Annotated in this window: 22 protein-coding genes; 13 read left to right on the top strand and 9 right to left on the bottom strand. The window is 66.3% G+C overall.

Annotation, left to right across the window (positions count from 1 at the left end; translation table 11 throughout):
* The first annotated feature begins 19 nt into the window (after window positions 1-19).
* From nirB to QTI24_RS09150, 10 genes are all read left to right on the top strand, one after another.
* Window positions 20-2,479 (top strand): nitrite reductase large subunit NirB, encoded by a 2,460-nt coding sequence (nirB, locus tag QTI24_RS09195; protein WP_286599890.1) that lies wholly within the window; start codon window positions 20-22, stop codon window positions 2,477-2,479.
* Window positions 2,480-2,490: 11 nt separating this feature from the next.
* On the top strand, window positions 2,491-2,871 hold the full coding sequence (gene nirD, locus QTI24_RS09190) for a nitrite reductase small subunit NirD (protein ID WP_286599889.1): 381 nt from the start codon (window positions 2,491-2,493) through the stop codon (window positions 2,869-2,871).
* A gap of 9 nt (window positions 2,872-2,880) precedes the next feature.
* Window positions 2,881-5,682 (top strand): nitrate reductase, encoded by a 2,802-nt coding sequence (locus QTI24_RS09185; protein ID WP_286599888.1) that lies wholly within the window; start codon window positions 2,881-2,883, stop codon window positions 5,680-5,682.
* Between the two features lie 98 nt (window positions 5,683-5,780).
* The gene (ybiB, locus tag QTI24_RS09180) at window positions 5,781-6,722 is read left to right on the top strand and encodes a DNA-binding protein YbiB (RefSeq protein ID WP_286599887.1); all 942 of its coding nucleotides are present in this window, start codon (window positions 5,781-5,783) and stop codon (window positions 6,720-6,722) included.
* A complete protein-coding gene (gene cobA / locus QTI24_RS09175) occupies window positions 6,719-7,507 on the top strand; it encodes a uroporphyrinogen-III C-methyltransferase (RefSeq protein ID WP_286599885.1) in 789 nt (262 codons plus the stop codon). Before ybiB ends, cobA begins: the two co-directional genes overlap by 4 nt.
* 22 nt (window positions 7,508-7,529) lie before the next feature.
* Complete coding sequence (locus QTI24_RS09170) at window positions 7,530-8,768, top strand: BaiN/RdsA family NAD(P)/FAD-dependent oxidoreductase (RefSeq protein WP_286599883.1); 1,239 nt, start codon at window positions 7,530-7,532, stop codon at window positions 8,766-8,768.
* 97 nt (window positions 8,769-8,865) lie between these two features.
* Window positions 8,866-9,078 (top strand): 30S ribosomal protein S21, encoded by a 213-nt coding sequence (rpsU, locus tag QTI24_RS09165; protein WP_007833691.1) that lies wholly within the window; start codon window positions 8,866-8,868, stop codon window positions 9,076-9,078.
* A 107-nt stretch (window positions 9,079-9,185) separates the two neighbouring features.
* Window positions 9,186-9,635 carry a GatB/YqeY domain-containing protein gene (locus QTI24_RS09160; protein WP_286599881.1) on the top strand — a complete coding sequence of 150 codons (450 nt, stop codon included), beginning with the start codon at window positions 9,186-9,188 and terminating at the stop codon, window positions 9,633-9,635.
* Between the two features lie 2 nt (window positions 9,636-9,637).
* The gene (locus tag QTI24_RS09155) at window positions 9,638-10,090 is read left to right on the top strand and encodes an NUDIX domain-containing protein (protein WP_286599880.1); all 453 of its coding nucleotides are present in this window, start codon (window positions 9,638-9,640) and stop codon (window positions 10,088-10,090) included.
* On the top strand, window positions 10,090-10,548 hold the full coding sequence (locus QTI24_RS09150) for a DUF6314 family protein (protein ID WP_286599879.1): 459 nt from the start codon (window positions 10,090-10,092) through the stop codon (window positions 10,546-10,548). Before QTI24_RS09155 ends, QTI24_RS09150 begins: the two co-directional genes overlap by 1 nt.
* A 19-nt stretch (window positions 10,549-10,567) precedes the next feature.
* Here the strand turns inward: QTI24_RS09150 and QTI24_RS09145 are convergent, their stop codons facing one another.
* The 4 genes from QTI24_RS09145 to pmbA are packed head-to-tail and all read right to left on the bottom strand — an operon-like array spanning window position 10,568 to window position 13,930.
* On the bottom strand, window positions 10,568-11,158 hold the full coding sequence (locus tag QTI24_RS09145; protein ID WP_286599878.1) for a biotin transporter BioY: 591 nt from the start codon (window positions 11,156-11,158) through the stop codon (window positions 10,568-10,570).
* Between the two features lie 39 nt (window positions 11,159-11,197).
* The gene (locus QTI24_RS09140; protein WP_286599877.1) at window positions 11,198-11,791 is read right to left on the bottom strand and encodes a CbiQ family ECF transporter T component; all 594 of its coding nucleotides are present in this window, start codon (window positions 11,789-11,791) and stop codon (window positions 11,198-11,200) included.
* The gene (locus QTI24_RS09135) at window positions 11,784-12,557 is read right to left on the bottom strand and encodes an energy-coupling factor ABC transporter ATP-binding protein (RefSeq protein WP_503011228.1); all 774 of its coding nucleotides are present in this window, start codon (window positions 12,555-12,557) and stop codon (window positions 11,784-11,786) included. The genes QTI24_RS09140 and QTI24_RS09135 overlap by 8 nt, the downstream gene beginning before the upstream one ends.
* Window positions 12,558-12,559: 2 nt before the next feature.
* The gene (pmbA, locus tag QTI24_RS09130; protein WP_286599876.1) at window positions 12,560-13,930 is read right to left on the bottom strand and encodes a metalloprotease PmbA; all 1,371 of its coding nucleotides are present in this window, start codon (window positions 13,928-13,930) and stop codon (window positions 12,560-12,562) included.
* A gap of 58 nt (window positions 13,931-13,988) precedes the next feature.
* Between pmbA and yjgA the strand changes: the two genes are divergently transcribed.
* Window positions 13,989-14,645 carry a ribosome biogenesis factor YjgA gene (yjgA, locus tag QTI24_RS09125; RefSeq protein WP_286599875.1) on the top strand — a complete coding sequence of 219 codons (657 nt, stop codon included), beginning with the start codon at window positions 13,989-13,991 and terminating at the stop codon, window positions 14,643-14,645.
* 125 nt (window positions 14,646-14,770) lie between these two features.
* Window positions 14,771-15,349 (top strand): molybdopterin adenylyltransferase, encoded by a 579-nt coding sequence (mog, locus tag QTI24_RS09120; RefSeq protein ID WP_286599874.1) that lies wholly within the window; start codon window positions 14,771-14,773, stop codon window positions 15,347-15,349.
* A gap of 1 nt (window position 15,350) precedes the next feature.
* Here the strand turns inward: mog and QTI24_RS09115 are convergent, their stop codons facing one another.
* The 5 genes from QTI24_RS09115 to QTI24_RS09095 all read right to left on the bottom strand — a co-directional run bounded on the left by QTI24_RS09115 (window position 15,351) and on the right by QTI24_RS09095 (window position 20,383).
* Window positions 15,351-16,787: an aldehyde dehydrogenase family protein gene (locus QTI24_RS09115; RefSeq protein WP_286599873.1), complete on the bottom strand. Its 1,437-nt coding sequence runs from the start codon at window positions 16,785-16,787 to the stop codon at window positions 15,351-15,353.
* A gap of 163 nt (window positions 16,788-16,950) precedes the next feature.
* Window positions 16,951-17,397, bottom strand: coding sequence for a nuclear transport factor 2 family protein (locus tag QTI24_RS09110; protein WP_286599872.1), 447 nt, complete (start codon window positions 17,395-17,397; stop codon window positions 16,951-16,953).
* A 43-nt stretch (window positions 17,398-17,440) separates the two neighbouring features.
* A complete protein-coding gene (gene kdgD, locus QTI24_RS09105; protein ID WP_286599871.1) occupies window positions 17,441-18,352 on the bottom strand; it encodes a 5-dehydro-4-deoxyglucarate dehydratase in 912 nt (303 codons plus the stop codon).
* Between the two features lie 89 nt (window positions 18,353-18,441).
* A complete protein-coding gene (locus tag QTI24_RS09100; protein ID WP_286599869.1) occupies window positions 18,442-19,422 on the bottom strand; it encodes a Bug family tripartite tricarboxylate transporter substrate binding protein in 981 nt (326 codons plus the stop codon).
* Window positions 19,423-19,552: 130 nt separating this feature from the next.
* Window positions 19,553-20,383, bottom strand: a complete 831-nt coding sequence (locus tag QTI24_RS09095; protein ID WP_286599868.1) for a FadR/GntR family transcriptional regulator — start codon at window positions 20,381-20,383, stop codon at window positions 19,553-19,555.
* Between the two features lie 66 nt (window positions 20,384-20,449).
* Here QTI24_RS09095 and QTI24_RS09090 point away from each other — a divergent pair, with 66 nt between their 5' ends.
* Window positions 20,450-21,274: an NAD-dependent epimerase/dehydratase family protein gene (locus QTI24_RS09090; protein WP_286599867.1), complete on the top strand. Its 825-nt coding sequence runs from the start codon at window positions 20,450-20,452 to the stop codon at window positions 21,272-21,274.
* The last annotated feature ends 3 nt before the right edge of the window (window positions 21,275-21,277 follow it).

Here is a 21,277-nt window from a genome sequence, read left to right as displayed (position 1 = left end):
CGACGAAAGGTCCAGCCCCATGAAGAAGATGAAACTCGTGATGGTCGGCAACGGCATGGCCGGCGTGCGCACGATCGAAGAGCTCCTCAAGATCGAGCCCGACCTCTACGACATCACCGTGTTCGGCGCCGAGCCTCACCCGAACTACAACCGCATCCTGCTGTCGCCTGTGCTCGCGGGCGAGCAGACGATCGATGAGATCGTGCTCAACAGCTGGGAGTGGTACGCCGAGAATCACATCACCTTGCACGCCGGCAAGAAGGTGGTCGAGATCGACCGCGTCAAGCGCATCGTGCGTGCCGAGGACGGCACCGAGGCCGCGTACGACCGCCTGCTGATGTGCACCGGGTCCAACCCATTCATGCTGCCGGTCCCGGGCAAGGACCTGAAGGGCGTGATTGCCTACCGCGACATCGCCGACACCGACTACATGATCGAGACCGCCCGCACGCACAAGAACGCGGTGGTCATCGGCGGCGGCCTGCTGGGCCTCGAAGCGGCCAACGGCCTGATGCTGCGCGGCATGAACGTCACCGTGGTGCACGTCATGCCATGGCTGATGGAGCGCCAGCTCGACGACGTCGCCGGCAAGCTGCTGCAGAAGTCACTCGAAGACCGCGGGCTCAAGTTCCTCCTGGGGGCCCAGACGCAGGAACTGGTCGGCGGCGAGGACGGTCGGGTGAAGGCCATCCGCTTCAAGGACGGCACCGAGGTGGCGGCCGACCTGGTCGTCATGGCGGTCGGCATCCGGCCCAACACCGAACTGGCCGAGAAGGCCCGGCTGCACGTCAACCGCGGCATCGTCGTCACCGACACCATGCAGACCGTGACCGACGCGCGCATCTATTCGGTCGGCGAATGCGCGGCGCATCGCGGCATCGCCTATGGCCTCGTGGCGCCGCTTTTCGAACAGGCCAAGGTGGCGGCCAACCATCTGGCGCAGTTCGGCATCGGCCGCTACATGGGCTCCCTGACCTCGACCAAGCTCAAGGTCACCGGCATCGACCTCTTTTCGGCCGGCGAATTCATGGGTGGCGAAGGCACCGAGGAGATCGTGATGAGCGACCCTTTCGGCGGGGTCTACAAGAAGCTGGTGATCAAGGACGACAAGCTCGTCGGCGCTTGCCTCTACGGCGACACGGTCGACGGCAGCTGGTACTTCAAGCTGCTGCGCGACGGCCGCAGCGTGCACGACATCCGCGACAAGCTGATGTTCGGCGAATCGAACATCGGCGACACCGGCCACGAAGGCCATAGCAAGGCCGCGTCGATGCCGGACGATGCCGAGGTCTGCGGCTGTAACGGCGTCAACAAGGGCACGATCTGCAAGGCGATCAAGGACAAGGGACTGTTCACCCTCGAAGAAGTCAAGAAGCACACCAAGGCGAGCGCGTCCTGCGGTTCGTGCACCGGTCTGGTCGAGCAGATCCTGATGTTCACGGCGGGCGGCGACTACTCCGCGACGCCGAAGAAGAAGGCCGTCTGCGGGTGCACCGACGTGAGCCACAAGGACGTGCGCGACGCGATCCGCAAGGAGCACTACCTCACGCACGACGAGGTGTACCGCAACCTCGGCTGGCGCACGCCCAACGGCTGTTCGTCCTGCAGGCCGGCCATCAACTACTACCTGATCTCGACCTGGCCCAAGGAGGCGAAGGACGATCCGCAGAGCCGCTTCATCAACGAGCGCAGCCACGCCAACATCCAGAAGGACGGGACCTATTCGGTGATCCCGCGCATGTGGGGCGGCCACACCACGCCCGACGAGCTGCGGCGCATCGCGGACGCGGCCGACAAGTACAAGATCCCGACGGTCAAGGTCACGGGCGGCCAGCGCATCGACCTGCTCGGCGTGAAGAAGGAAGACCTGGAAGGGGTCTGGAAGGACATCGGCATGCCTTCGGGCTTTGCCTACGCGAAGTCCCTGCGCACGGTGAAGACCTGCGTGGGCAGCGAGTGGTGCCGCTTCGGCACGCAGGACTCGACGCAGATGGGCAAGGACCTGGAGCGCGCGTTGTGGGCGATGTACTCGCCGCACAAGGTCAAGCTCGCCGTCTCGGGCTGCCCGCGCAACTGCGCCGAGGCCGGCATCAAGGACGTGGGCGTGATCGGCGTCGACTCGGGCTGGGAAATCTATGTCGGCGGCAACGGCGGCATCAAGACCGAGGTCGCGCAGTTCCTCGTGAAGCTGAAGACCTCCGAGGAAGTGATGGAGTACGCGGGCGCGTTCCTGCAGCTTTACCGCGAGGAAGGCTGGTATCTGGAGCGCACGGTGCACTATGTCGGGCGTGTCGGCCTCGACTACGTGAAGAAGAAGATCCTCGAAGACGCGGAAGGCCGCAAGGCACTCTGGGAACGTCTCCAGTTCGCACTCGATGGCGAGCCCGATCCGTGGTTCGAGTCGAGCCAGGCCTCCGTCGACGTGCGCCAGTTCACCCCTGTCGCCGTGGTCACCGACAGCGCTGCGCAGGTCGCTTGAAAGGAAACGCGATGAGCGAATGGAAAGTCATCTGCCGCGTCGACGACATCCCGGTGCTCGGCGCACGCCGCGTGAGCCGGCCAGCGGGCGTCGATGTCGCGGTGTTCCGCAATGCCGAGAACCAGGTCTTCGCGCTGCTCGACCGCTGCCCGCACAAGGGCGGTCCCCTGAGCCAGGGCATCGTCTTCGGCACCAGCGTGGCCTGCCCGCTGCACAACTGGGCCATCGGCCTCGACGACGGCTGCGCGAAATCGCCCGATGAAGGCTGCACGCCGCGCTTCGCGGTCAAGCTCGCGGATGGCGTGGTGCACCTCGATGCCGTCGAACTGGCGTCGCACGCCATCGATCTCCCCCGGCCCGTCGCCGGACCGAAGCGCACCGTTGCGGCCTGAGGGAAAGCCATGAAGGAAACACGCTCGACCTGCCCGTACTGTGGTGTGGGCTGCGGCGTGATCATCGAGTCCGATGGCGCGCAAATCACCGGCGTGCGCGGCGATCCCGAGCACCCCGCCAACTTCGGCCGCTTGTGCACCAAGGGCTCGACGCTGCATCTGACGGCCAGCGCCGCGGTCACGATGCAGACGCGACTGCTGCAGCCGATGCAGCGGGCCACGCGCGGCTCCGCACCCGCAGCGATCAGCTGGGATGGCGCGCTGGACGTGGCTGTCGAGAAGTTCTCGCAGGTCATCCGCGACTACGGCCCGGACGCGGTGGGCTTCTATGTCTCCGGCCAGTTGCTGACCGAGGACTACTACGTCTTCAACAAGCTCGCCAAGGGCCTCGTCGGCACCAACAACATCGACACCAACTCGCGACTGTGCATGAGCAGCGCAGTCGCGGGCTACAAGAAGACGCTCGGCGCCGACGCCCCGCCCGCCTGCTACGACGACCTGAAGCGTGCCGAGTGCATCTTCATCGTGGGCAGCAACACGGCCTGGGCGCATCCGATCCTGTTCCGGCGCATCGAGGACGCGAAGGCGGCCAATCCGGCGATGAAGATCATCGTGGCCGATCCGCGGCGCACCGACACGGTGGAGATCGCCGACCTGTTCCTGCCCATCCAGCCGGGCACCGACGTGATGCTCTTCAATGGCATGCTGCACCTGATGCTGTGGGAAGGATGGACCGATGCGCGCTACATCGCCGAGCACACCAGCGGCTTCGACGCGCTCAAGGCCACGGTGCGCGACTGCACGCCCGATCATGTGGCGCAAGTCTGCGGCATCTCGAAGGACGACCTGTTGCAGGCAGCGCGCCTCTTCGCGACCTCGGGCGCGACGCTGAGCCTCTATTGCCAGGGACTCAACCAGTCCTCTTCCGGCACTGCCAAGAACGCGGCGCTGATCAACCTGCATCTGGCGACCGCCCAGATCGGCAAACCCGGCGCCGGGCCCTTCTCGCTCACCGGGCAGCCGAACGCGATGGGCGGTCGCGAAGTGGGCGGTCTTGCCAACCTGCTCTCGGCGCATCGCGACCTCGCGAATCCGCAGCATCGCGCCGAAGTCGCGGCGCTGTGGGGTGTGCCGGACGTTCCACAGCAGCCGGGCAAGACGGCGGTCGAGATGTTCCAGGCCGCCGCCGACGGCGAAATCCGTGCGCTCTGGATCGCCTGCACCAATCCGGCGCAGTCGATGCCCGACCAGGCCACCGTGCGACGCGCGCTTCAACGCTGCGAGTTCGTCGTGGTGCAGGAAGCCTTTTCGACCACCGCCACCTGCGACTTCGCCGACCTGCTGCTTCCCGCCACCACCTGGGGCGAGAAGGAAGGCACCGTCACCAACAGCGAACGTCGGATCTCGCGCGTGCGGCCGGCCGTGCCCGCACCCGGCGAAGCCCGCGACGACTGGACGATTGGCGTGGCCTTCGCGCGCCGGCTCGAAGAAGAGCTGGGCCGCACGAACACCCTCTTCCCCTACCCCGATGCCGAGTCGGTCTGGAACGAGCACCGCGAATCGACCCGCGGCCGCGACCTCGACATCACGGGCATGAGCTACGCGATGATCGAAGCCGCGCCGCAGCAATGGCCGCTGCGCGAAGGCGAATCCACCGGCCGCGCGCGCCTCTACGAAGATGGAATCTTCCCGACGCCCGACGGCCGCGCCCGCTTCGTCGACACGCCTTACAAGCCGGTGACGGAGGCGCGGGAGGCGCGGTACCCCTTCTCTCTCAACACGGGCCGCCTGCGCGACCAGTGGCACGGCATGAGCCGCACCGGCACACTGGGCCGCCTGTTCGGCCACGCCGCTGAACCCACGGTACAGATGCACCCGCAGGACATGGCGCGCCGCCAGATCGCCGAAGGCGATCTCGTGCACGTGACATCGCGCCGCGGCTCGATCGTGGTGCCCGTCGCGGCAAGCAGCGAGGTCGGCCTGAGCCAGGCATTCATCGCGATGCACTGGGGCGGCGAATACCTGAGCGGCTCGTCCAGCACGGGCACGCTGCTGGCGGGCGTCAACGCGCTGACGACGCCGAGCTTCTGCCCCGACTCGAAGCAGCCCGAGCTCAAGCATGCCGCCGTGAAGATCCTCAAGGCCGAGCTGCCCTGGTCGCTGCTCGCCGCGGCCTGGTTGCCTCAGGAAGCGGCCTTGCATACCGTGGCGGCACTTCGCAAGCTGATGCAGAGCTTTCCCTTTGCGAGCTGCGTGCCTTTCGGTACCGGCGGCGCATTGGCAGGCAGCGGCGCGGATCGCACGGGCATCCTCTTCCGCGCGGCGGCGCACGAGGCAGCGGACGACGCATTGCTCGCGCAGATCGAAGGACTGCTCGCACTGGACGGCGCGGATACCCTGCGCTATGCCGACGTCAAACGCGGACAACGTCGCGCCGTCCGCCTGGTGCGCGACGGCGCGGATGCCCACCTGGAAGGTTTCCTGCTGGGAGGCGACACCCGAGCCGAGGCCTGGATCAAGGCATTGCTGCAAGACCGCTTGCCGGCCCAGGCCTTCGGTCGCCAACTCCTGCGTCCCGGTGCCTCGGCTCCCAGCGGCGTGGCCGCGCGCGGCAAGGTGATCTGCAGCTGCTTCGGCGTGACGCAAACGGCGATCAGCGAACAGGTCGTCCTGATTCGAGGCACCGACGACGAACGCCTTGCCAAGCTCCAGGCCACGCTCAAGTGCGGCACCAATTGCGGCTCCTGCCTGCCCGAACTCAAGCGGATGGTGCGCGCCGGTGCGACGCCGGCGCTGGCGGAGGCGCCGTGAACTCTCCGTCCAACGCTCTCACCGCCGACCCTCCTGCGCTTCGGGGCATAAGCACGCTCAATTTGCGGCATAAGTCATGCGGGACAATCCAGGCACCCATGGGAATCAGCCAGTACATCAAGGAAATCGGCCGCGGCGCGCGCGGCGCGAAGCCACTCAACCGCGAGCAGGCGCTCGACCTGTTCGGTCAGGTGCTGGACGGCACCGTCACCGATCTGGAGATCGGCGCCTTCTGCCTGGCGATGCGCATCAAGGGCGAAACGCCCGAAGAAATGGCCGGCTTCCTCGATGCGACGCATGCCCGGCTGGCGCGTTTTCCGGCCACCGTTCGCCCGCTGATCGTGGTGCCCAGCTACAACGGAGCGCGTCGGCTGCCGGTGCTCACGCCGCTGCTGGCGTTCCTGCTCGCCCGCGAAGGGCTGCCGGTGCTGGTGCATGGCACGGCCACGGAGTCGACACGGGTGCTGGCCTCCAATGTGCTTGCCGCGCTGGGTGTGCCGGCGCTCGCCGCCGTCCGGCCCATCCAGGACGGCGAAGTCGTCTTCGCACCCACGGAGTTGTTGAGCCCTGGTCTCAAGCGCCTGCTGGACGTCCGCCGCGTGGTCGGCCTGCGCAATCCGGGGCACAGCGTCGTCAAGCTGATGCTGCCAAGTGCAGGCACCTGCGTGGTAATCGGCAGCTACACGCATCCGGCCTACGCCGAATCGATGGCTGCAACCTTCGAGTTGATGGGCATGACTGCCCTGCTGTCGCGCGGCCTCGAAGGCGAGAGCGCGGCCGACCCCCGCCGCATCGCGCAGGTCGACGGCTTCGTGAACGGCCGGCGCGTGGAACTGCAGGCCCAGCAGCCTGGCACCCAAACCGAGGTTCCCGGCTTGCCCAGGGAAATCGACATCGCGACAACGGCCGACTACACGCGGCGGGTGCTCGCGGGCGAGACCCCGGTGCCCGATGCGATCGCCCAGCAGGTGGCGCAGATCCTGCAATTGGCGCAACTGGCTCAACTGGCTCAAGAAGCGGAACAGGTGGAAACCGAATGAGCAACCTCTCACATCAAGGCAGTTGCACTCTGGTCGGCGCCGGTCCCGGCGACCCGGAACTGCTCACCGTCAAGGCCGTGAAGGCCATCCAGGCCGCGACGGTGCTGCTGGTCGACGACCTCGTCAGCGATGAGATCCTGGCCTATGCCCGCCCCGGCGCACGCATCGTGCACGTGGGCAAGCGCGGCGGCTGCCGCAGCACACCGCAGGCTTTCATCGAGCGCCTGATGATCACCGCGGTGCACGAAGGCGAGACCGTCGTGCGCCTGAAGGGCGGCGACCCCTTCATCTTCGGACGGGGCGGCGAAGAGGTCGAGCACCTGCGCGAAGCCGGCATCGAGGCGCGCGTCGTCAACGGCATCACGGCCGGACTGGCTGCCGTCACGGCGCTCGGCGTGCCGCTCACGCACCGCGACCACGCGCAGGGCGTCGTGTTCGTCACCGGCCACGCCAAGACGGGGCATTCGGCCGAAGAGCATCCGACCAACTGGCAACAACTCGCCGCGACGGCGCGCGACGCGCGGCTCACGCTCGTGATCTACATGGGCGTCTCCGGCGTCGCGCACATCCAGGACCAGTTGCTTCACGGATTGCCGGACGACACGCCAGTGGCCGTGATCCAGCACGCGACCCTGCCGCAGCAGCGTCACATTGCAACCACGCTTTCCCGACTGCGCCGCGATATCGCTGCCGCTGGGCTGGCAAGCCCTTCGGTGATCATCGTGGGCGACGTGCTGCGCGGCCTGGCTGCGGCCGGTGTGCCGGCAACGCGCTTCGGCACCTGATGCGGCTGATGGACATGGCACGTTGAGCAGCTTCGACGTCGTCGTCATTGGAGCGGGCGCCGCGGGCCTGTACTGTGCAGCCCTCGCAGGCCAGCGTGGGCTGAAGGTGCTGCTGCTCGACCACAACGAGCGCATCGCCGAGAAGATCCGCATTTCTGGCGGCGGGCGCGCCAACTTCACCAATCGCGACCTGGACGTACGCGCGCCGCAGCGGCATTTCATTGGCGACAACCCGAACTTCTGCCGCTCGGCCCTGTCGCGCTACATGCCGCAGCAATTCATCGAACTGGTCCAGCGCCACGGAATCGCCTTCCACGAAAAGCACAAGGGCCAGTTGTTCTGCGACGGCCCCTCGCAGCAGATCATCGACATGCTGCTGGCCGAATGCGCGGCGGGCCACGTCGCTCATTGGCAGCCGTGCAGCGTGGGCGACATCGCGTTCTCGGAGCAGGGTGGCTACCAGATGGAAACCAGCCGCGGCAGCGTCAAGGCGCCGCGCCTCGTGATTGCCACTGGAGGGCTCTCCATCCCGCAGATCGGCGCCAGCGACTTCGGCTACCGGATCGCCACCCAGTTCGGATTGCGCGTCGTCACGCCGCGCCCGGCGCTCGTGCCATTGACTTTCGGCGGCGAGGCCTGGGAACCGTACGCCGGGCTGGCGGGGCTGGCCCTGCCAGTGCACATCGAGACTGGAAGCAAGAAAGAGCGAATGAGCTTCCTCGAGGACCTGCTTTTCACGCACCGCGGCCTGTCGGGCCCGGCCGTGCTGCAAATCTCGAGCTACTGGCGGCCGGGCGCACCGCTCACGATCGATTTCGCACCCGGGACCGATGTCGCCACCTCGCTCGGCGAGGCCAAACAGCGTTCGCGCAAGCGGATCGTCAACGAACTTTCGGGACTGGTGCCATCGCGGCTCGCCGACGCCTGGGTCGGACAGGACGCCGCCCTGCAGCGCCCGATCAACGAGGCCGCCGACCGCGCGCTAGCCGCTTTGGCCGAGCGCATCACGCGTTGGCAGATCACGCCGAGCGGTACAGAGGGTTACAAGAAGGCCGAGGTCACGGCGGGCGGCGTCGACACGCGCGACTTGTCGTCGCAAACCATGGAATCCAAGCAACCGGGCCTGTATTTCATCGGCGAGGTGGCGGACGTCACCGGCTGGCTGGGCGGTTACAACTTCCAGTGGGCCTGGGCCAGTGCCCATGCGTGCGCCCAGGCGCTGGCGCTCGACTCCAAAGCTGACGCTATAATGTCTGGCTAACTTTGGCCTCCCCTCAACGGCCTACTCCATTTCAGTTGAGGAACCCCGGCCCGGGGCCCGATCTTCCCCAGGCCAAATTCAACCAACCGATTCTTAAATGACCACCATCCGCGTAAAAGAAAACGAGCCGTTCGACGTCGCGCTGCGCCGCTTCAAGCGCACCATCGAAAAGCTCGGCCTGCTGACCGACCTGCGTGCCCGCGAGTTCTACGAAAAGCCGACCGCCGAGCGCAAGCGCAAGAAGGCAGCAGCCGTCAAGCGCCACTACAAGCGCGTGCGCAGCATGCAGCTCCCCAAGAAGCTGTACTAAGCACCTGCCGCGTTGGCTTCAGGCCAACGCCCGGTTCAGCAGCTTCCGAGCCGCGCCAGGAATACCTGCCGCGGCTTTTGTTTTTTGACCGCCTACGAAAGCCAGCCATGAGTCTCAAGGACCAGATCACCGAAGACATGAAGACCGCGATGCGCGCCAAGGACTCGGAGCGCCTGGGCACTATCCGCCTGCTGCTCGCCGCCCTCAAGCAGAAAGAAGTCGATGAGCGCATCGTGCTCGACGACGCCGCGGTGGTGGCCATCGTCGACAAGCTGGTCAAGCAGCGCAAGGACTCGGTGACCGCGTTCACTCAGGGCGGCCGCACCGATCTGGCGGACAAGGAAGCCGCCGAGATCAAGGTGCTGGAGGTCTATCTGCCGCAGCGCATGAGCTCCGACGAAGTGGCTGTCGAAGTCAAGGCGATCGTCGCCGAGCTCGGCGCCAAGGGCCCGGGCGACATGGGCAAGGTCATGGGCGTGGTCAAGACGCGCCTGGCCGGCAAGGCCGACATGGGCCAGGTCAGCGCCGCCGTCAAGGCCGCGCTCTCGGGCAGCTGAGCGTGACGCCAAGCCCTGTCCTCAAGGCCTGTGCCTGCCTGGTGGACGCCAACGGCCGCCTTCTGGTGTTCCACCATCCCGAGGACAAAGGCATGCAGTTGCCGAAAGGCACCATCGAGCACGGCGAAGCACCTGAGGACGCGGTGCGCCGCGAGTTGCAGGAGGAGTCGGGTATCCACTTCACCGGAGAACTGGTGCCGCTCGGCACCATCGATCGCTACTGCGAGGCTGGCATCGAAGGCAACAAGTACCGCCATCCGCAGTTGTGGCACCTGTTCCTGATGCACCACCAAGCACCTTTGCCCGAGGCATTCGACCATGTGGCCATGGGCAGCCCCGAAGAAGACGGTCTCGTCTTCAGCTTCAGCTGGCTGGCTCCGGGTGCCCCGCTGGACGCCTTTGCCGACCCCTACGTCCGGGCCATCGCCAAGGTTCGGAAAGCCCTCGCGGACTGATGCCCCGCATCTCCCCGTGGGGCAGCGCCGATGAGGTCTTCAATGGGCTCGAAGGCACCTGGGACCTGGTCCGGACCATCGAGAAGCAGGCCACCATGGCCGGCATCGCGGTGTTCACACCACAGCACGCCACGATGCTGAAGTACCGTGAAGACGGCCGAATCCGGCTGGCCGACGGCAAGGAGCTCGACGCTCATCGCGAATACCGCTTCGAGCGTGCCGCTGGCGGCTTCGCGGTCTACTTCGAGGAGGAGCCGCCCCGCCTCTTCCATCGCATCAGGATCGTGCGCGACGCGGACGCACTGGCCGGCTCGGCTTCCCACCTGTGCACGCCCGACACCTATGACAGCGCCTACCGCTTCCTCGTCGACGGCAGCTTCACCATCCGGCACACGGTACGCGGGCCGCGCAAGGACTACGTTTCGGCGACGGTTTTCAGGCGTCGCCGGGAGCCATAGCTCCGTCTGCAACGTCGCGTCAATCGCGTCCCAGACGCCAGCCCGGCATGCCTCGCATCACGGTCTGCACGACCATCGCGCAGATGCCGCACTTGATCAAGTCGCCGGGGATGAAGACCAGCATCGCCAGCGCCGCTTTCGACAGCGGCATGCTGGCGACCCACGAGAGCCCGACGATACCGAAGGCATAGACCACGACGATTCCGCCGACCGCACAGGACAGGAAGGCCGACGCCAGCAGGCCCGCGCCGGTCGCACCGTCGAGGCGATGCGCCAGCAGGCGCATCGTCAGGCCGCAGGCGACGGCGCCGAACATCCATCCGAACAGAAATCCCGCAGTCGGCCCGACAAACACACTCAGCCCACCGCGGCCGCCGGGCAGCAGGGGCAGGCCCAGCGCCACCGCGAGCAGGAACAACGCGATGGCGAGGAAACCGCGGCGCGGCCCTAACAGGCAGCCCGCCAGCATCACACCCAGCGACTGCAGAGTGATGGGCACGCCGAAGGGCAGGTCGACCTTCGGGATCAGGCCGAACACGGCCATCAAGGCCGCGAACAGCGCGATGTAGGAAAGGGATCGGGATGAAGCGAGGGTTGAGTTCGAGGTCATGGAAAGGTCAGTCGTGAATCGGGGCGGGAGACCAGGGGTTCATCGGCCCAGCCGCGCGGCCAGCGCATCGGCCACGCGCTCGGCAGTCTGGAGGGTGCGGATCGTCAGCGGCGCCAACAGCCGCAGACCCCCACCGCGGCCCGTGCGGGCACGGTAGGCGTCGTCGAGCCGCTGCCACTGGACATAGAAGTTCTCGGCGAAGCGCAGCATCAGCCCCAGCCCGAGCGCGATCCGTTCGGTCGGAACGCCGATGCGCTGCAACGGATGCAGGATGGCCTCGAGAACAGCCAGCAGGTCCTCGAAGCGAGTGCTCAACGTGAGCATCAGGGCCAGCGTGGCCGCGCTGGCGAGCCGCAGGGCGCTCGCCGCGCCGAGCCAGGTGGTGCCCAGTGCCCAGTGAAAGACGAGGATCAGTCCGCCGGCGATGGCCACGCCACCCAGCACGCGCAGGCGTCGCCATGCGGCCGGCCCGAGAGAGACGAAGACCAGCAGCACCGCGACGCAGGCGACGACCAGGTACATCGGCCGGTCGACCAGCACCAGGAGCGTGCCGCACACGGACAGGAGCACGAGCTTGATCCACGCCGGGATCGCGTGGAGCCAGGTGCGCTGCGCCGAATAAAGGCTACGCATGCCTGCCCTGTTCGGCCCGCACACGCTGGCGCACGTACTCGGCATAGGCCTCGCAGACCTCGTGACCCGGACCGTCGGCACGCACGCTGCCGCGTTCCAGCCACAACACGCGCTCGAAACCGTGCACGTGTTCGAGCAGGTGGGTCGACAGGATGACCTGCTGCTGCGTCGCTTCGAGTTGCGCGGCCAGCCGTGCCTGGCTCGGCAGATCGAGGCTCGCGAACGGCTCGTCGAGCAGCAGCGTCGCCGGTTCGCTGATCTGCAGGGCCAGAAGGCACACCTGCTGCCGCTGGCCTTGGCTCAGCTCGCCGATGGCACGTCCGGCCCAGGCGTCCATTCCGCGCCGTGCGAGGAACTCGCGCACTTGTTGCCGTGCAACATCCCGCGTTTGCCCGCGCGCCGTCAGGCTGAAGGCCAACTCCTCGGCCACGGTCGGAAAGATGATCTGGTCGTCGGGGTTCTGGAACATGAGCCCCACGTGCGGCGATGGCCGCCGGCGACGGTCTTCCTGCGATTCGTTGGCGGACAGGACGACGCGTCCCTGCTGTGGCGCATCAAGCCCGCTGATGAGACGAAACAAGCTGCTCTTGCCGGCCCCGTTGTCACCGATCAGCCCGATCCGCGCCTCCTGGAGGTTCAGCGTCAGATCGTCGAAGACCCGCTCGTTGCCGCGCACCAGCGTCACCGCCTCGATGCGAACTCCATGTGGCGCGACAGGCCCGGACAGGGCCGGCTGCCGCGCCGGGCAGCCGGCCGGCGCAACCAAGCTCAGCTCCCTGCGACCTTCATCCGGTTGATCAGCAGCGACCCGGTGGTCTTTGCGCCGTAGTTGTACGCATCGGCGCCGACGGCTTCGATACCCATCAGCATGTCCTTGAGGTTGCCGGCGATGGTGATCTCCTGCACCGGGAACGCGATCCGCCCCTTCTCGACCCAGAAGCCGCTCGCGCCGCGCGAGTAGTCGCCCGTCACGTAGTTGACGCCCTGCCCCATCAGCTCGATCACCAGCAGGCCGGTGCCGAGCTTGGCGAGCATCGCATCGAGGTCGTCACCCTTCTTCGTGAGCCGCGAGGTCAGCGTCAGGTTGTGCGAGCCGCCGGCATTGCCGGTGGTCTTCATTCCCAGCTTGCGCGCCGAATAGGTGCTCAGGAAATAGCCTTCGAGCCGCCCCCCATCGACCACCTTGCGCTTGCGCGTGACCACGCCTTCGTCATCGAAGGGCGAGCTGCCCTTGCCGCGCAGCACGTGCGGATCCTCCACTACGTCGATGTGCTTGGGCAGCACCGGCTTGCCCAGCGAATCGAGCAGGAAGGTGCTCTTGCGATAGAGCGCGCCACCGCTCGTGGCCTGCACAAGGCCACCGAGCAATCCGGCCGCCAGCGGCGACTCGAACAGCACCGGGCACTCGGTCGTCTTGATCTTGCGCGACTTGAGGCGGCTCAGCGCACGCTCAGCCGCATAGCGGCCGACGGCTTGCGGGCTCGCCAACTCTTCGGCCGAACGCATGGAGCTGTACCAGGCGTCACGCTGCATCTCGTCACCCTTGCCGGCGATCGGCGCCACCGAGATCGAATGCCGTGAGCTGGCATAGCCGCCGCGGAAGCCGCGCGTGTGAGCGCTGAAGAAGTGGCTCTGCTGCGCCGAGACGCCCGCGCCCTCGCTGTTGGTGATGCGCTTGTCGGTCGACAAAGCGGCCGCTTCGCATTCGAGCGCCATCGTGGCGGCCTGCTCGCTGGTGACGTCCCACGGATGGAACAGGTCCAGATCGGGCTGTTCCTTTGCGATATCGGCTTCGTCGGGCAGGCCGCTGACCGGATCCTCGGCCGTGAAGCGCGCAATGTCGTAGGCCGCCTGAACGGTCTGCGCCACGGCGGCCTCGGAGAAGTCGGACGTGCTGGCATTGCCGCGGCGGTGGCCGACGTACACGGTGACGCCGAGCGACTTGTCGCGGTTGCGCTCGACGTTCTCGAGCTCGCCCTTGCGCACGGAGACGCTCAGGCCGCAGCCCTCGGACGCCTCGGCGCCGGCATCGGTCGCTCCGAGCTTCCTGGCGTGGGCCAAGGCCGAGTCGACCAGGTTTTCGAAGAAAGAACGGCTGTAGGCGAAGCCGGAATCGGCGCGCGAGGAAGATGTGGTCATGTGTTGGCTATGATACTTGCGCCCCCAGCTCCCGATGGTGCGGCCAACGATTGCCTCTATGTCCCGCAAACCTAAAAAAGGCTACTTCGTCCGCGGCCAGTTCGTCGCCGAAGGCAGCGAACTCGACCTTGAACTCAAGCGTGAGCTCAAAGGCACCGACGCGGCAAGCAAGACCGACCTCAAACGCGAAAGCGCCGAACTTCAGGCGCTCGGCGAAGCGCTGCTCGCGCTGCGCGCCGGGCTCTTCGACAAGCTCGACCTCGGCGACAAGCTGAAGGACGCGATCGAAGAAGCCAAACGCATCACCAACTTCGAGGGCAAGCGCCGCCAGATGCAGTTCATCGGCAAGCTGATGCGCGGCCTCGACGCCGCCACGCTCGACACGGTCCGCTCGGCGCTCGACGAGCAGAACCGCGGCCCCGCGCAGGAAACCGCCGTGCTTCACGACGCCGAGCGGTGGCGCGATCGCCTCATCGCTGACGACGACGCGCTGGGCGGCTGGATCGAAACCCACCCCGGCACCGACGCCCAGCAGCTGCGCGCCCTGATCCGCCAGGCGCGCAAGGACATCAAGGCCGGCCCGCCCGGCGAAGCGCCGCGCCAGGGCAAGGCCTACCGCGAGGTGTTCCAGCTCGTACGCGCACAACTGGGCGTGCATGGCGCGGACGACCACGCGGCCGAAGCCGCCGCTCAGTCGCGCGAGGAAGATGCATGACTGGACTTGGGCTCTCCCCCAGGCTTGCCCACTTCGTGTGGCCGCCCACCCCCTCACCGGGGGCAACACCAGCGGCCCGGCAAAGCCGGTTCCGCGGTGTTTTTAGTCTGGCGTAGGAGGCTTCGGTGGAATCCGTACGTATTGGGATCGTGTCAATCAGCGACCGCGCATCGAGCGGCGTTTATGAGGACAAGGGCCTGCCCGCGCTGCAGGAATGGCTTCAGCGCGCGCTGCGCAATCCGATCACCTTCGAGTCGCGCCTGATCCCTGACGATCAGGCCGGCATCAGCGCAGCGCTGATCGAACTGGTCGACGCAGGCTGTTCGCTGGTGCTGACGACAGGCGGCACCGGGCCGGCGCTGCGCGACGTGACGCCGGAGGCGACGCTCGCCGTGGCGCACAAGGAAATGCCGGGCTTCGGTGAGCAGATGCGGCAGATCAGCCTGCGCTTCGTGCCCACCGCGATTCTGTCGCGGCAGGTCGCCGTGATCAGGAACCAGAGCCTGATCATCAACCTCCCGGGCCAGCCCAAGTCGATCGCCGAAACGCTCGAAGGGCTGAAGAACGCGGACGGCACCCAGACGGTACAGGGCATTTTTGCTGCAGTGCCCTATTGCATCGACCTGATCGGCGGGCCCTACCTGGAAACCGACGACGCGGTCTGCAAGGCTTTCCGCCCCAAGACCGCGATCCGCACCCGGTGACTCAAGCCAGCGTGTAGGCCGTCTTCACGACAGTGAAGAACTCCTGCGCGTAGCGCCCCTGCTCGCGCGGGCCGTAGCTCGATCCCTTGCGGCCGCCGAAGGGCACGTGGTAGTCGACCCCCGCAGTCGGCAGGTTCACCATCACCATGCCGGCCTGGCTGTGGCGCTTGAAGTGCGTCGCGAACTTCAGACTGGTGGTCGCGATGCCTGCCGAGAGTCCGAACTCCGTGTCGTTGGCCGTGGCCAGCGCCTCTTCGTAGTTCTTCACCCGGATCACGCTGGCGACCGGACCGAAGATCTCTTCCTTGTTGATGCGCATGCTGGCGACGGATTCGCTGAACAGCGCAGGCGACATGTAGAAGCCTTCGGTGTCGAGCTTGAGCCGCTCGCCGCCCGCGGCCAACGTGGCGCCTTCGCCCTGACCGATCTCGATGTAGTTCAAGTCCTGCTGCAACTGGCTCTCGCTAGAGACCGGTCCGATGTCCGTGCCCTGTGCAAGCGCGTCGCCCACCTTGATCTTGGCCATGCGCGCCTTCATCGCCTCGATGAACTTGGGGTAGATGCCTTGGGTGACGATCAGCCGGCTCGATGCCGTGCAGCGCTGGCCGGTCGAGTAGAACGCGCTCTGCACGCTGAGTTCGACGGCCTGGTTCAGGTCCGCGTCGTCCAGCACCACCTGCGGGTTCTTGCCGCCCATCTCCAACTGCACCTTCTTGTGATTGGTCGCGCATTGCACCGCGATGTTGCGGCCCACGCCCACCGAACCGGTGAAACTGATCGCGTGGATGCCTGGGTGGCTGACCAACGCATCGCCGATGACGCTGCCACGGCCCATCACGAGGTTGAACACACCCGCTGGAATGCCCGAGCGGCTGATGATCTCCGCCAGCGCCCAGGCGCAGCCGGGCACGAGGTCGGCGGGCTTCAGCACCACGCAATTGCCGAAGGCCAGCGCCGGGGCGATCTTCCACGCGGGAATCGCGATCGGGAAGTTCCACGGCGTGATGAGGCCCACGACGCCCACCGGTTCGCGGGTGATCTCCACGCCGATGCCGGGGCGGACCGAGGGGATGACTTCGCCCGAAAGCCGCAGGCATTCGCCGGCGAAGAACTTGAAGATCTGGCCCGCGCGCGTGGCCTCGCCGATGCCTTCGGCCTTGGTCTTGCCTTCTTCACGCGCGAGCAGCGTGCCGAGTTCTTCCTTGCGCGCAAGGATTTCATTGCCGATCTTGTCGAGCGCTTCGGATCGCGCCTGGATGCCGCCGGTGGACCAGGCGGGGAAGGCCGCGGTGGCGGCCGCGACCGCGGCATTCACCTGGTTCGCGTCGCCCTGGGCGTACTGGCCCAGCACGTCCGAAAGGTTGCTCGGGTTGGTGTTGGCGCTGTAGCTGACACCGGCGAGCCATTCGCCATTGATGAGGTTGTCGAAGTTCTGCATGGCTGGAGTCCTTGGAGTCGGTCGGAAAATGAGCAGGGCCGCATGGGCGGCCCTGCTCGCAAATGGCAAAGGGTAACGGTTCACCCCGCCGGACAGGGGTTGCGGGACCGCTTCCCAGCGTTGCCCGGAGGGAGTCTTTCGCGGGGGTGCGTCCGCTGCTTGCTTACTGTGGTGGGCGCACCGCCTGGCGGGCCAGCAGCTTCCAGTTGTCGCCCTGCTTCTGCCAGACGCCGAGGATCTTGATGCTGACCTTGCCGGGCTTGCCCGAGTCGTTGGTGTCGGCCGTGAGCGTGTGCCGGACGATCGCCACGTTGTCGATCACGTTGATGATCTGCTCGGTGATCGTGATGTTCACGAAGTCCGATTTGCCGTCCATCAGGTCGCTGATGAAACTCGCCTTGGTGTCGACCTTGCCGCCGGAATGGCCGTAGCTCAGATCGTCGGCGACCAGGGCGTTGAGCGCCGCAGGAGTCGGGTCGATCATCGCCACGCGCAGCTTCTCTGCCGCCGCGGCGACGGCCGGCTCGGCGGTCGGGTCCTTGGCACGCAGGGTCGTGCAGCCCGCGAAAGCCGCGGTTGCGGCAGCGATCAAGATAAGTTTCTTCAGCATTCCTTGTCTCCTTCTGTTGTGATTCTGGATCGGCGAAAAGAACTTACTGCGGGCCGAGCTTGTCGATCAGCGCCGCCAGGGCTTCGTATTCGTTCGACTTGAGTTCGGTCAGCGGCGTACGCACCGGCCCTGCGTCGTGGCCGACGATCTTGGCACCGGCTTTCACGATGCTCACCGCGTAGCCCTGGCCCTTGTTGCGGATATCCAGGTACGGCATGAAGAAGTCCTTGAGCAGGCGGTGCTGCGTGGCGATGTCGTCCTTTGCGACCGCATGATAGAAGTCCATCGCGGTCTTGGGGATGAAGTTGAACACGGCCGATGAATACACCGGCGTGCCCAGTGCCTTGTAGGCCGCTGCGTAGACCTCCGCCGTCGGCAGGCCCCCGAGGTAGGCGAAGCGATCGCCCATGCGCAGGTGGATGGAACTCATCAATTCGATGTCGCCAATGCCGTCCTTGAAGCCGACGAGGTTCGGGCAGCGTTCGGCCAGCTTTTCGAGCGTGGCGGGGTAGAGCTTGCTCTGGCCGCGGTTGTAGACGATGACGCCGAACTTCACGCTCTTGCAAACGGCTTCGACGTGCGCGGCGAGGCCTTCCTGGCCGGCTTCGGTGAGGTAGTGCGGCAGCAGCAGCACGCCGTGCGCGCCCGCCTTTTCGGCCGCTTGCGCGCACTGGATCGCGAAGCGCGTGGGGCCACCGGCACCCGCGATGATCGGCACCTTGCCGCGGCAGGTGTCGACCGCGGTCTGGATGATGCCTGGGTACTCATCGCCGGTCAGCGAGAAGAATTCGCCCGTGCCGCCCGCAGCGAACAACGCGCTCGCGCCGTAGGGAGCCAGCCATTCGAGGCGCTCGATGTAGCCCTTCTTGTTGAAGGTGCCGTCGGCATCGAAGTCGGTGAGCGGGAACGAAAGCAGGCCGGAGCCCATGATGGATTTGAGTTCTTGAGGATTCATTTCGAAAGTGGAGGGACAGTGGGACGGGGAGAAAGGTCCGGGAGACGGCGCCGCGCGCCGGACAGGGCGAGACGCGATAGGGCCTGCGTTCAGTCGAGCTTGATCTGGGCAGCGTTGACGACCTTGGCCCAGCGCGAGCGTTCCTTCTCGAAGAACTGCTCCTGCTCGGACGGCGTCATGGTCACGACTTCGGCGCCCTGGCCGGCCAGGCGCGAGCGGATGTCGGGGGAACGGATGATCGTGACCAGCTCCTTGTTCAGCCGCTGAACCAGCGCGTCCGGCGTGCCGCGAGGGGCCAGCACGCCCTGCCAAGTCCCGGATTCGAAGCCGGAAACGCCCTGCTCCGCAATGGTCGGCACGTCCCCGATCAGAGGCATGCGCGTGCCCTTGGACACGCCCAGCACCTTGAGCTTGCCGCTCTGCACGTGCGGAAGCGTCGCGAGCATGCCGTTCATGAGCACCTGAGTCTGGCCGGCGACGGTGTCCTGCACCGCCTGCACGCCACCTTTGTAGGGCACGTACTGCCAGCGCGCGCCGCTCGCGCGTTCGAGCGCAACGCCCGCGAGGTGCGGTGCGCTGCCGGTGGCCGTCACCGCGAAGTTCAGATCGGACTTCTTCGACAGCGCAATCAGTTCCTTGAGGTTGTTGGCCTGCACCGAGGGATGGACCACCAGCAGATGCGGCGAATAGGCCAGCATGGTGACGCCGCGCAGATCCTTGGACGGGTCGAAAGAGAGCTTGGTGTAGACAGAGGGGCTGATCGCCAGCGCGCCAACGTCGCACAACAGCAGCGTGTAGCCGTCGCCCGGCGCCTTCGAAACAAGATCCGCGCCGAGGTTGCCATTGGCACCGGCCCTGTTCTCGACGATGACTGATTGCTTGAGCGCCTCCGACAGCGGCTGGCTGATGGAGCGGGCAATGATGTCAGACGACCCGCCCGGCGGGTACGGCACGACGATGCGGATCGGCCTTGCAGGCCAGGCATCGGCTGCCTGTGCGCCGCCAGCAGCCATGAGGCCCGCCGCTGCTCCCGCTGCGCCGAGCATGAGTTCGCGTCGATTCAAGGTCATTTGTGTGTCTCCGGATGCGATTGAATGGATGAACTGCGTGTTGTCCGTCGCTGGCCGGGCAACACCTTAATGTCGTCAGTCATCGTACAACTAGTGTCGCGCGATGTCCAGCCCTGTCACGAAAATCGAATCAAGTCGCAGGCGCGACGGGGGTCGCGCCAGCCGCGTCGCCGGATGGCGCGGGCTCGGCGGCGTTCTTGGCGGCCTCCTGGGCAATGCGCAGGCGCTCGCGGCTGTTCGTCAAGTGAATGCGCATGGCCGCGCGGGCCGACTCCGGATCCCGCCGCGCGATGGCCGCGTAGATCTCTTCATGCTCGCGGTTCACGCGAGTCAGGTACTCCCCACGCCGGTCATGGTTACGGATGGCGGTGATGCGCGTGCGCGGGATGATCGTGGTGCCTAGATGGCTCATGATGTCCGCGAAATACGAGTTGCCTGTCGCCTGCGCGATCTGGAGATGGAAGCGGAAATCGGGCGCCACCGTGTCCCCCGCCACCGCGACGTTGCGCTCGAAATCATCCAGCGCCTCGCGCATGGCGAGCAACTGATCTTCGGTGCGCCGCGTCGCAGCCAGGCCGGCCGATTCGGTTTCGAGGCTGATGCGCAGTTCCAGCACCGCAAGCACGTCGACCGAGGTGGCGATGTCCGAGGCATCGAGGCGGAACATGCCCGCCGCGCGCGGCGGAAGAACGAAGGTTCCGATGCCGTGATGCGTTTCCACGAGTCCGGCCGCCTGCAGCTTCGACAGCGCCTCGCGCACCACGGTGCGGCTCACGCCATAGGCCTGCATGATGGCCGACTCGGTCGGCAACTTGTCGCCTGGGCGCAGTTGCTGGCTGCGGATTTTCTCGCCCAGATCGTCCACTAGGCCATGGGCCAGCCCACGGACCCTCCGGCGCGGATTCGCGCCGAAGGCAGGTTGTTCGGTCGTTGCGGTAGACCCCGTTGACAGGCTCGACATGCCATGATGATAATCGCCGCGATGTTGTATGACAACAGATAACTTACGACCAGAGACCAGACATCCATGAGCGAGACATCTCCCAACGCGCCGCGCGTCAGCCGACTGCTCTTGACGGGCGCCGCCGGCGGCCTTGGCAAAGTGCTGCGCGACCGCCTGCGCCCCTACGCCGACGTGCTGCGCGTCTCTGACATCGCGGCGCTGCCCCCGGCGGAAGGGCCGCATGAAGAAGTCGTGCCCTGCAACCTCGCCGACAAGGCGGCCGTCGACGTTCTCGTCGCCGGGTGCGATGCCATCGTGCACCTGGGCGGCGTTTCGGTGGAACGCCCCTTCGAAGAGATCCTCGAGGCCAACATCAAGGGCGTGTTCCATATCTATGAAGCCGCTCGCCGCCACGGTGTGAAGCGCGTGGTCTTTGCCAGCTCCAACCACGTGATCGGCTTCTACAAGCAGAGCGAACACCTGGACGCCCATGTCGCGCGACGTCCCGACGGCTACTACGGCCTCTCGAAATCCTTCGGCGAAGACGTGGCGCAGTTCTACTTCGACCGCTGGGGCATCGAGACCGTCAGCATCCGTATCGGCTCCTCGTTCCCCGAGCCGGCCAACCGCCGGATGATGAGCACCTGGCTCAGCTACCGCGACCTCACCCAGCTCATCGAGAAATCGCTCTTCACGCCCGACGTGAAGCACACGGTGGTCTACGGCATGTCCGCCAACCGTGACGTCTGGTGGGACAACGATGCCGCGGCCCACCTGGGATTCGTGCCGCAGGACAGTTCCGAAGTCTTCCGCGCGAAGGTCGAGGCGCAACCGCCCGTCGCGCCCACCGATCCGAACGCCATCTACCAGGGTGGCGCCTTCACGGCCCAGGGCCCCTTCGGCGATTGAGCG

This window comes from Variovorax sp. J22P240 (genome assembly GCF_030316855.1).
GTDB lineage: Bacteria > Pseudomonadota > Gammaproteobacteria > Burkholderiales > Burkholderiaceae_C > Variovorax.
This window is presented reverse-complemented; position numbering and strand designations above follow the sequence as displayed.

Excerpts from the sequence above, each read along its gene's own strand:
- nirB (WP_286599890.1), top strand. The coding sequence starts at position 20 with ATGAAGAAGATGAAACTCGTGATGGTCGGCAACGGCATGGCCGGCGTG.
- nirD (WP_286599889.1), top strand. The coding sequence starts at position 2,491 with ATGAGCGAATGGAAAGTCATCTGCCGCGTCGACGACATCCCGGTGCTC.
- QTI24_RS09185 (WP_286599888.1), top strand. The coding sequence starts at position 2,881 with ATGAAGGAAACACGCTCGACCTGCCCGTACTGTGGTGTGGGCTGCGGC.
- ybiB (WP_286599887.1), top strand. The coding sequence starts at position 5,781 with ATGGGAATCAGCCAGTACATCAAGGAAATCGGCCGCGGCGCGCGCGGC.
- cobA (WP_286599885.1), top strand. The coding sequence starts at position 6,719 with ATGAGCAACCTCTCACATCAAGGCAGTTGCACTCTGGTCGGCGCCGGT.
- rpsU (WP_007833691.1), top strand. The coding sequence starts at position 8,866 with ATGACCACCATCCGCGTAAAAGAAAACGAGCCGTTCGACGTCGCGCTG.
- QTI24_RS09160 (WP_286599881.1), top strand. The coding sequence starts at position 9,186 with ATGAGTCTCAAGGACCAGATCACCGAAGACATGAAGACCGCGATGCGC.
- QTI24_RS09150 (WP_286599879.1), top strand. The coding sequence starts at position 10,090 with ATGCCCCGCATCTCCCCGTGGGGCAGCGCCGATGAGGTCTTCAATGGG.
- QTI24_RS09145 (WP_286599878.1), bottom strand. The coding sequence starts at position 11,158 with ATGACCTCGAACTCAACCCTCGCTTCATCCCGATCCCTTTCCTACATC.
- QTI24_RS09140 (WP_286599877.1), bottom strand. The coding sequence starts at position 11,791 with ATGCGTAGCCTTTATTCGGCGCAGCGCACCTGGCTCCACGCGATCCCG.
- pmbA (WP_286599876.1), bottom strand. The coding sequence starts at position 13,930 with ATGACCACATCTTCCTCGCGCGCCGATTCCGGCTTCGCCTACAGCCGT.
- yjgA (WP_286599875.1), top strand. The coding sequence starts at position 13,989 with ATGTCCCGCAAACCTAAAAAAGGCTACTTCGTCCGCGGCCAGTTCGTC.
- QTI24_RS09115 (WP_286599873.1), bottom strand. The coding sequence starts at position 16,787 with ATGCAGAACTTCGACAACCTCATCAATGGCGAATGGCTCGCCGGTGTC.
- QTI24_RS09110 (WP_286599872.1), bottom strand. The coding sequence starts at position 17,397 with ATGCTGAAGAAACTTATCTTGATCGCTGCCGCAACCGCGGCTTTCGCG.
- kdgD (WP_286599871.1), bottom strand. The coding sequence starts at position 18,352 with ATGAATCCTCAAGAACTCAAATCCATCATGGGCTCCGGCCTGCTTTCG.
- QTI24_RS09100 (WP_286599869.1), bottom strand. The coding sequence starts at position 19,422 with ATGACCTTGAATCGACGCGAACTCATGCTCGGCGCAGCGGGAGCAGCG.
- QTI24_RS09095 (WP_286599868.1), bottom strand. The coding sequence starts at position 20,383 with ATGTCGAGCCTGTCAACGGGGTCTACCGCAACGACCGAACAACCTGCC.
- QTI24_RS09090 (WP_286599867.1), top strand. The coding sequence starts at position 20,450 with ATGAGCGAGACATCTCCCAACGCGCCGCGCGTCAGCCGACTGCTCTTG.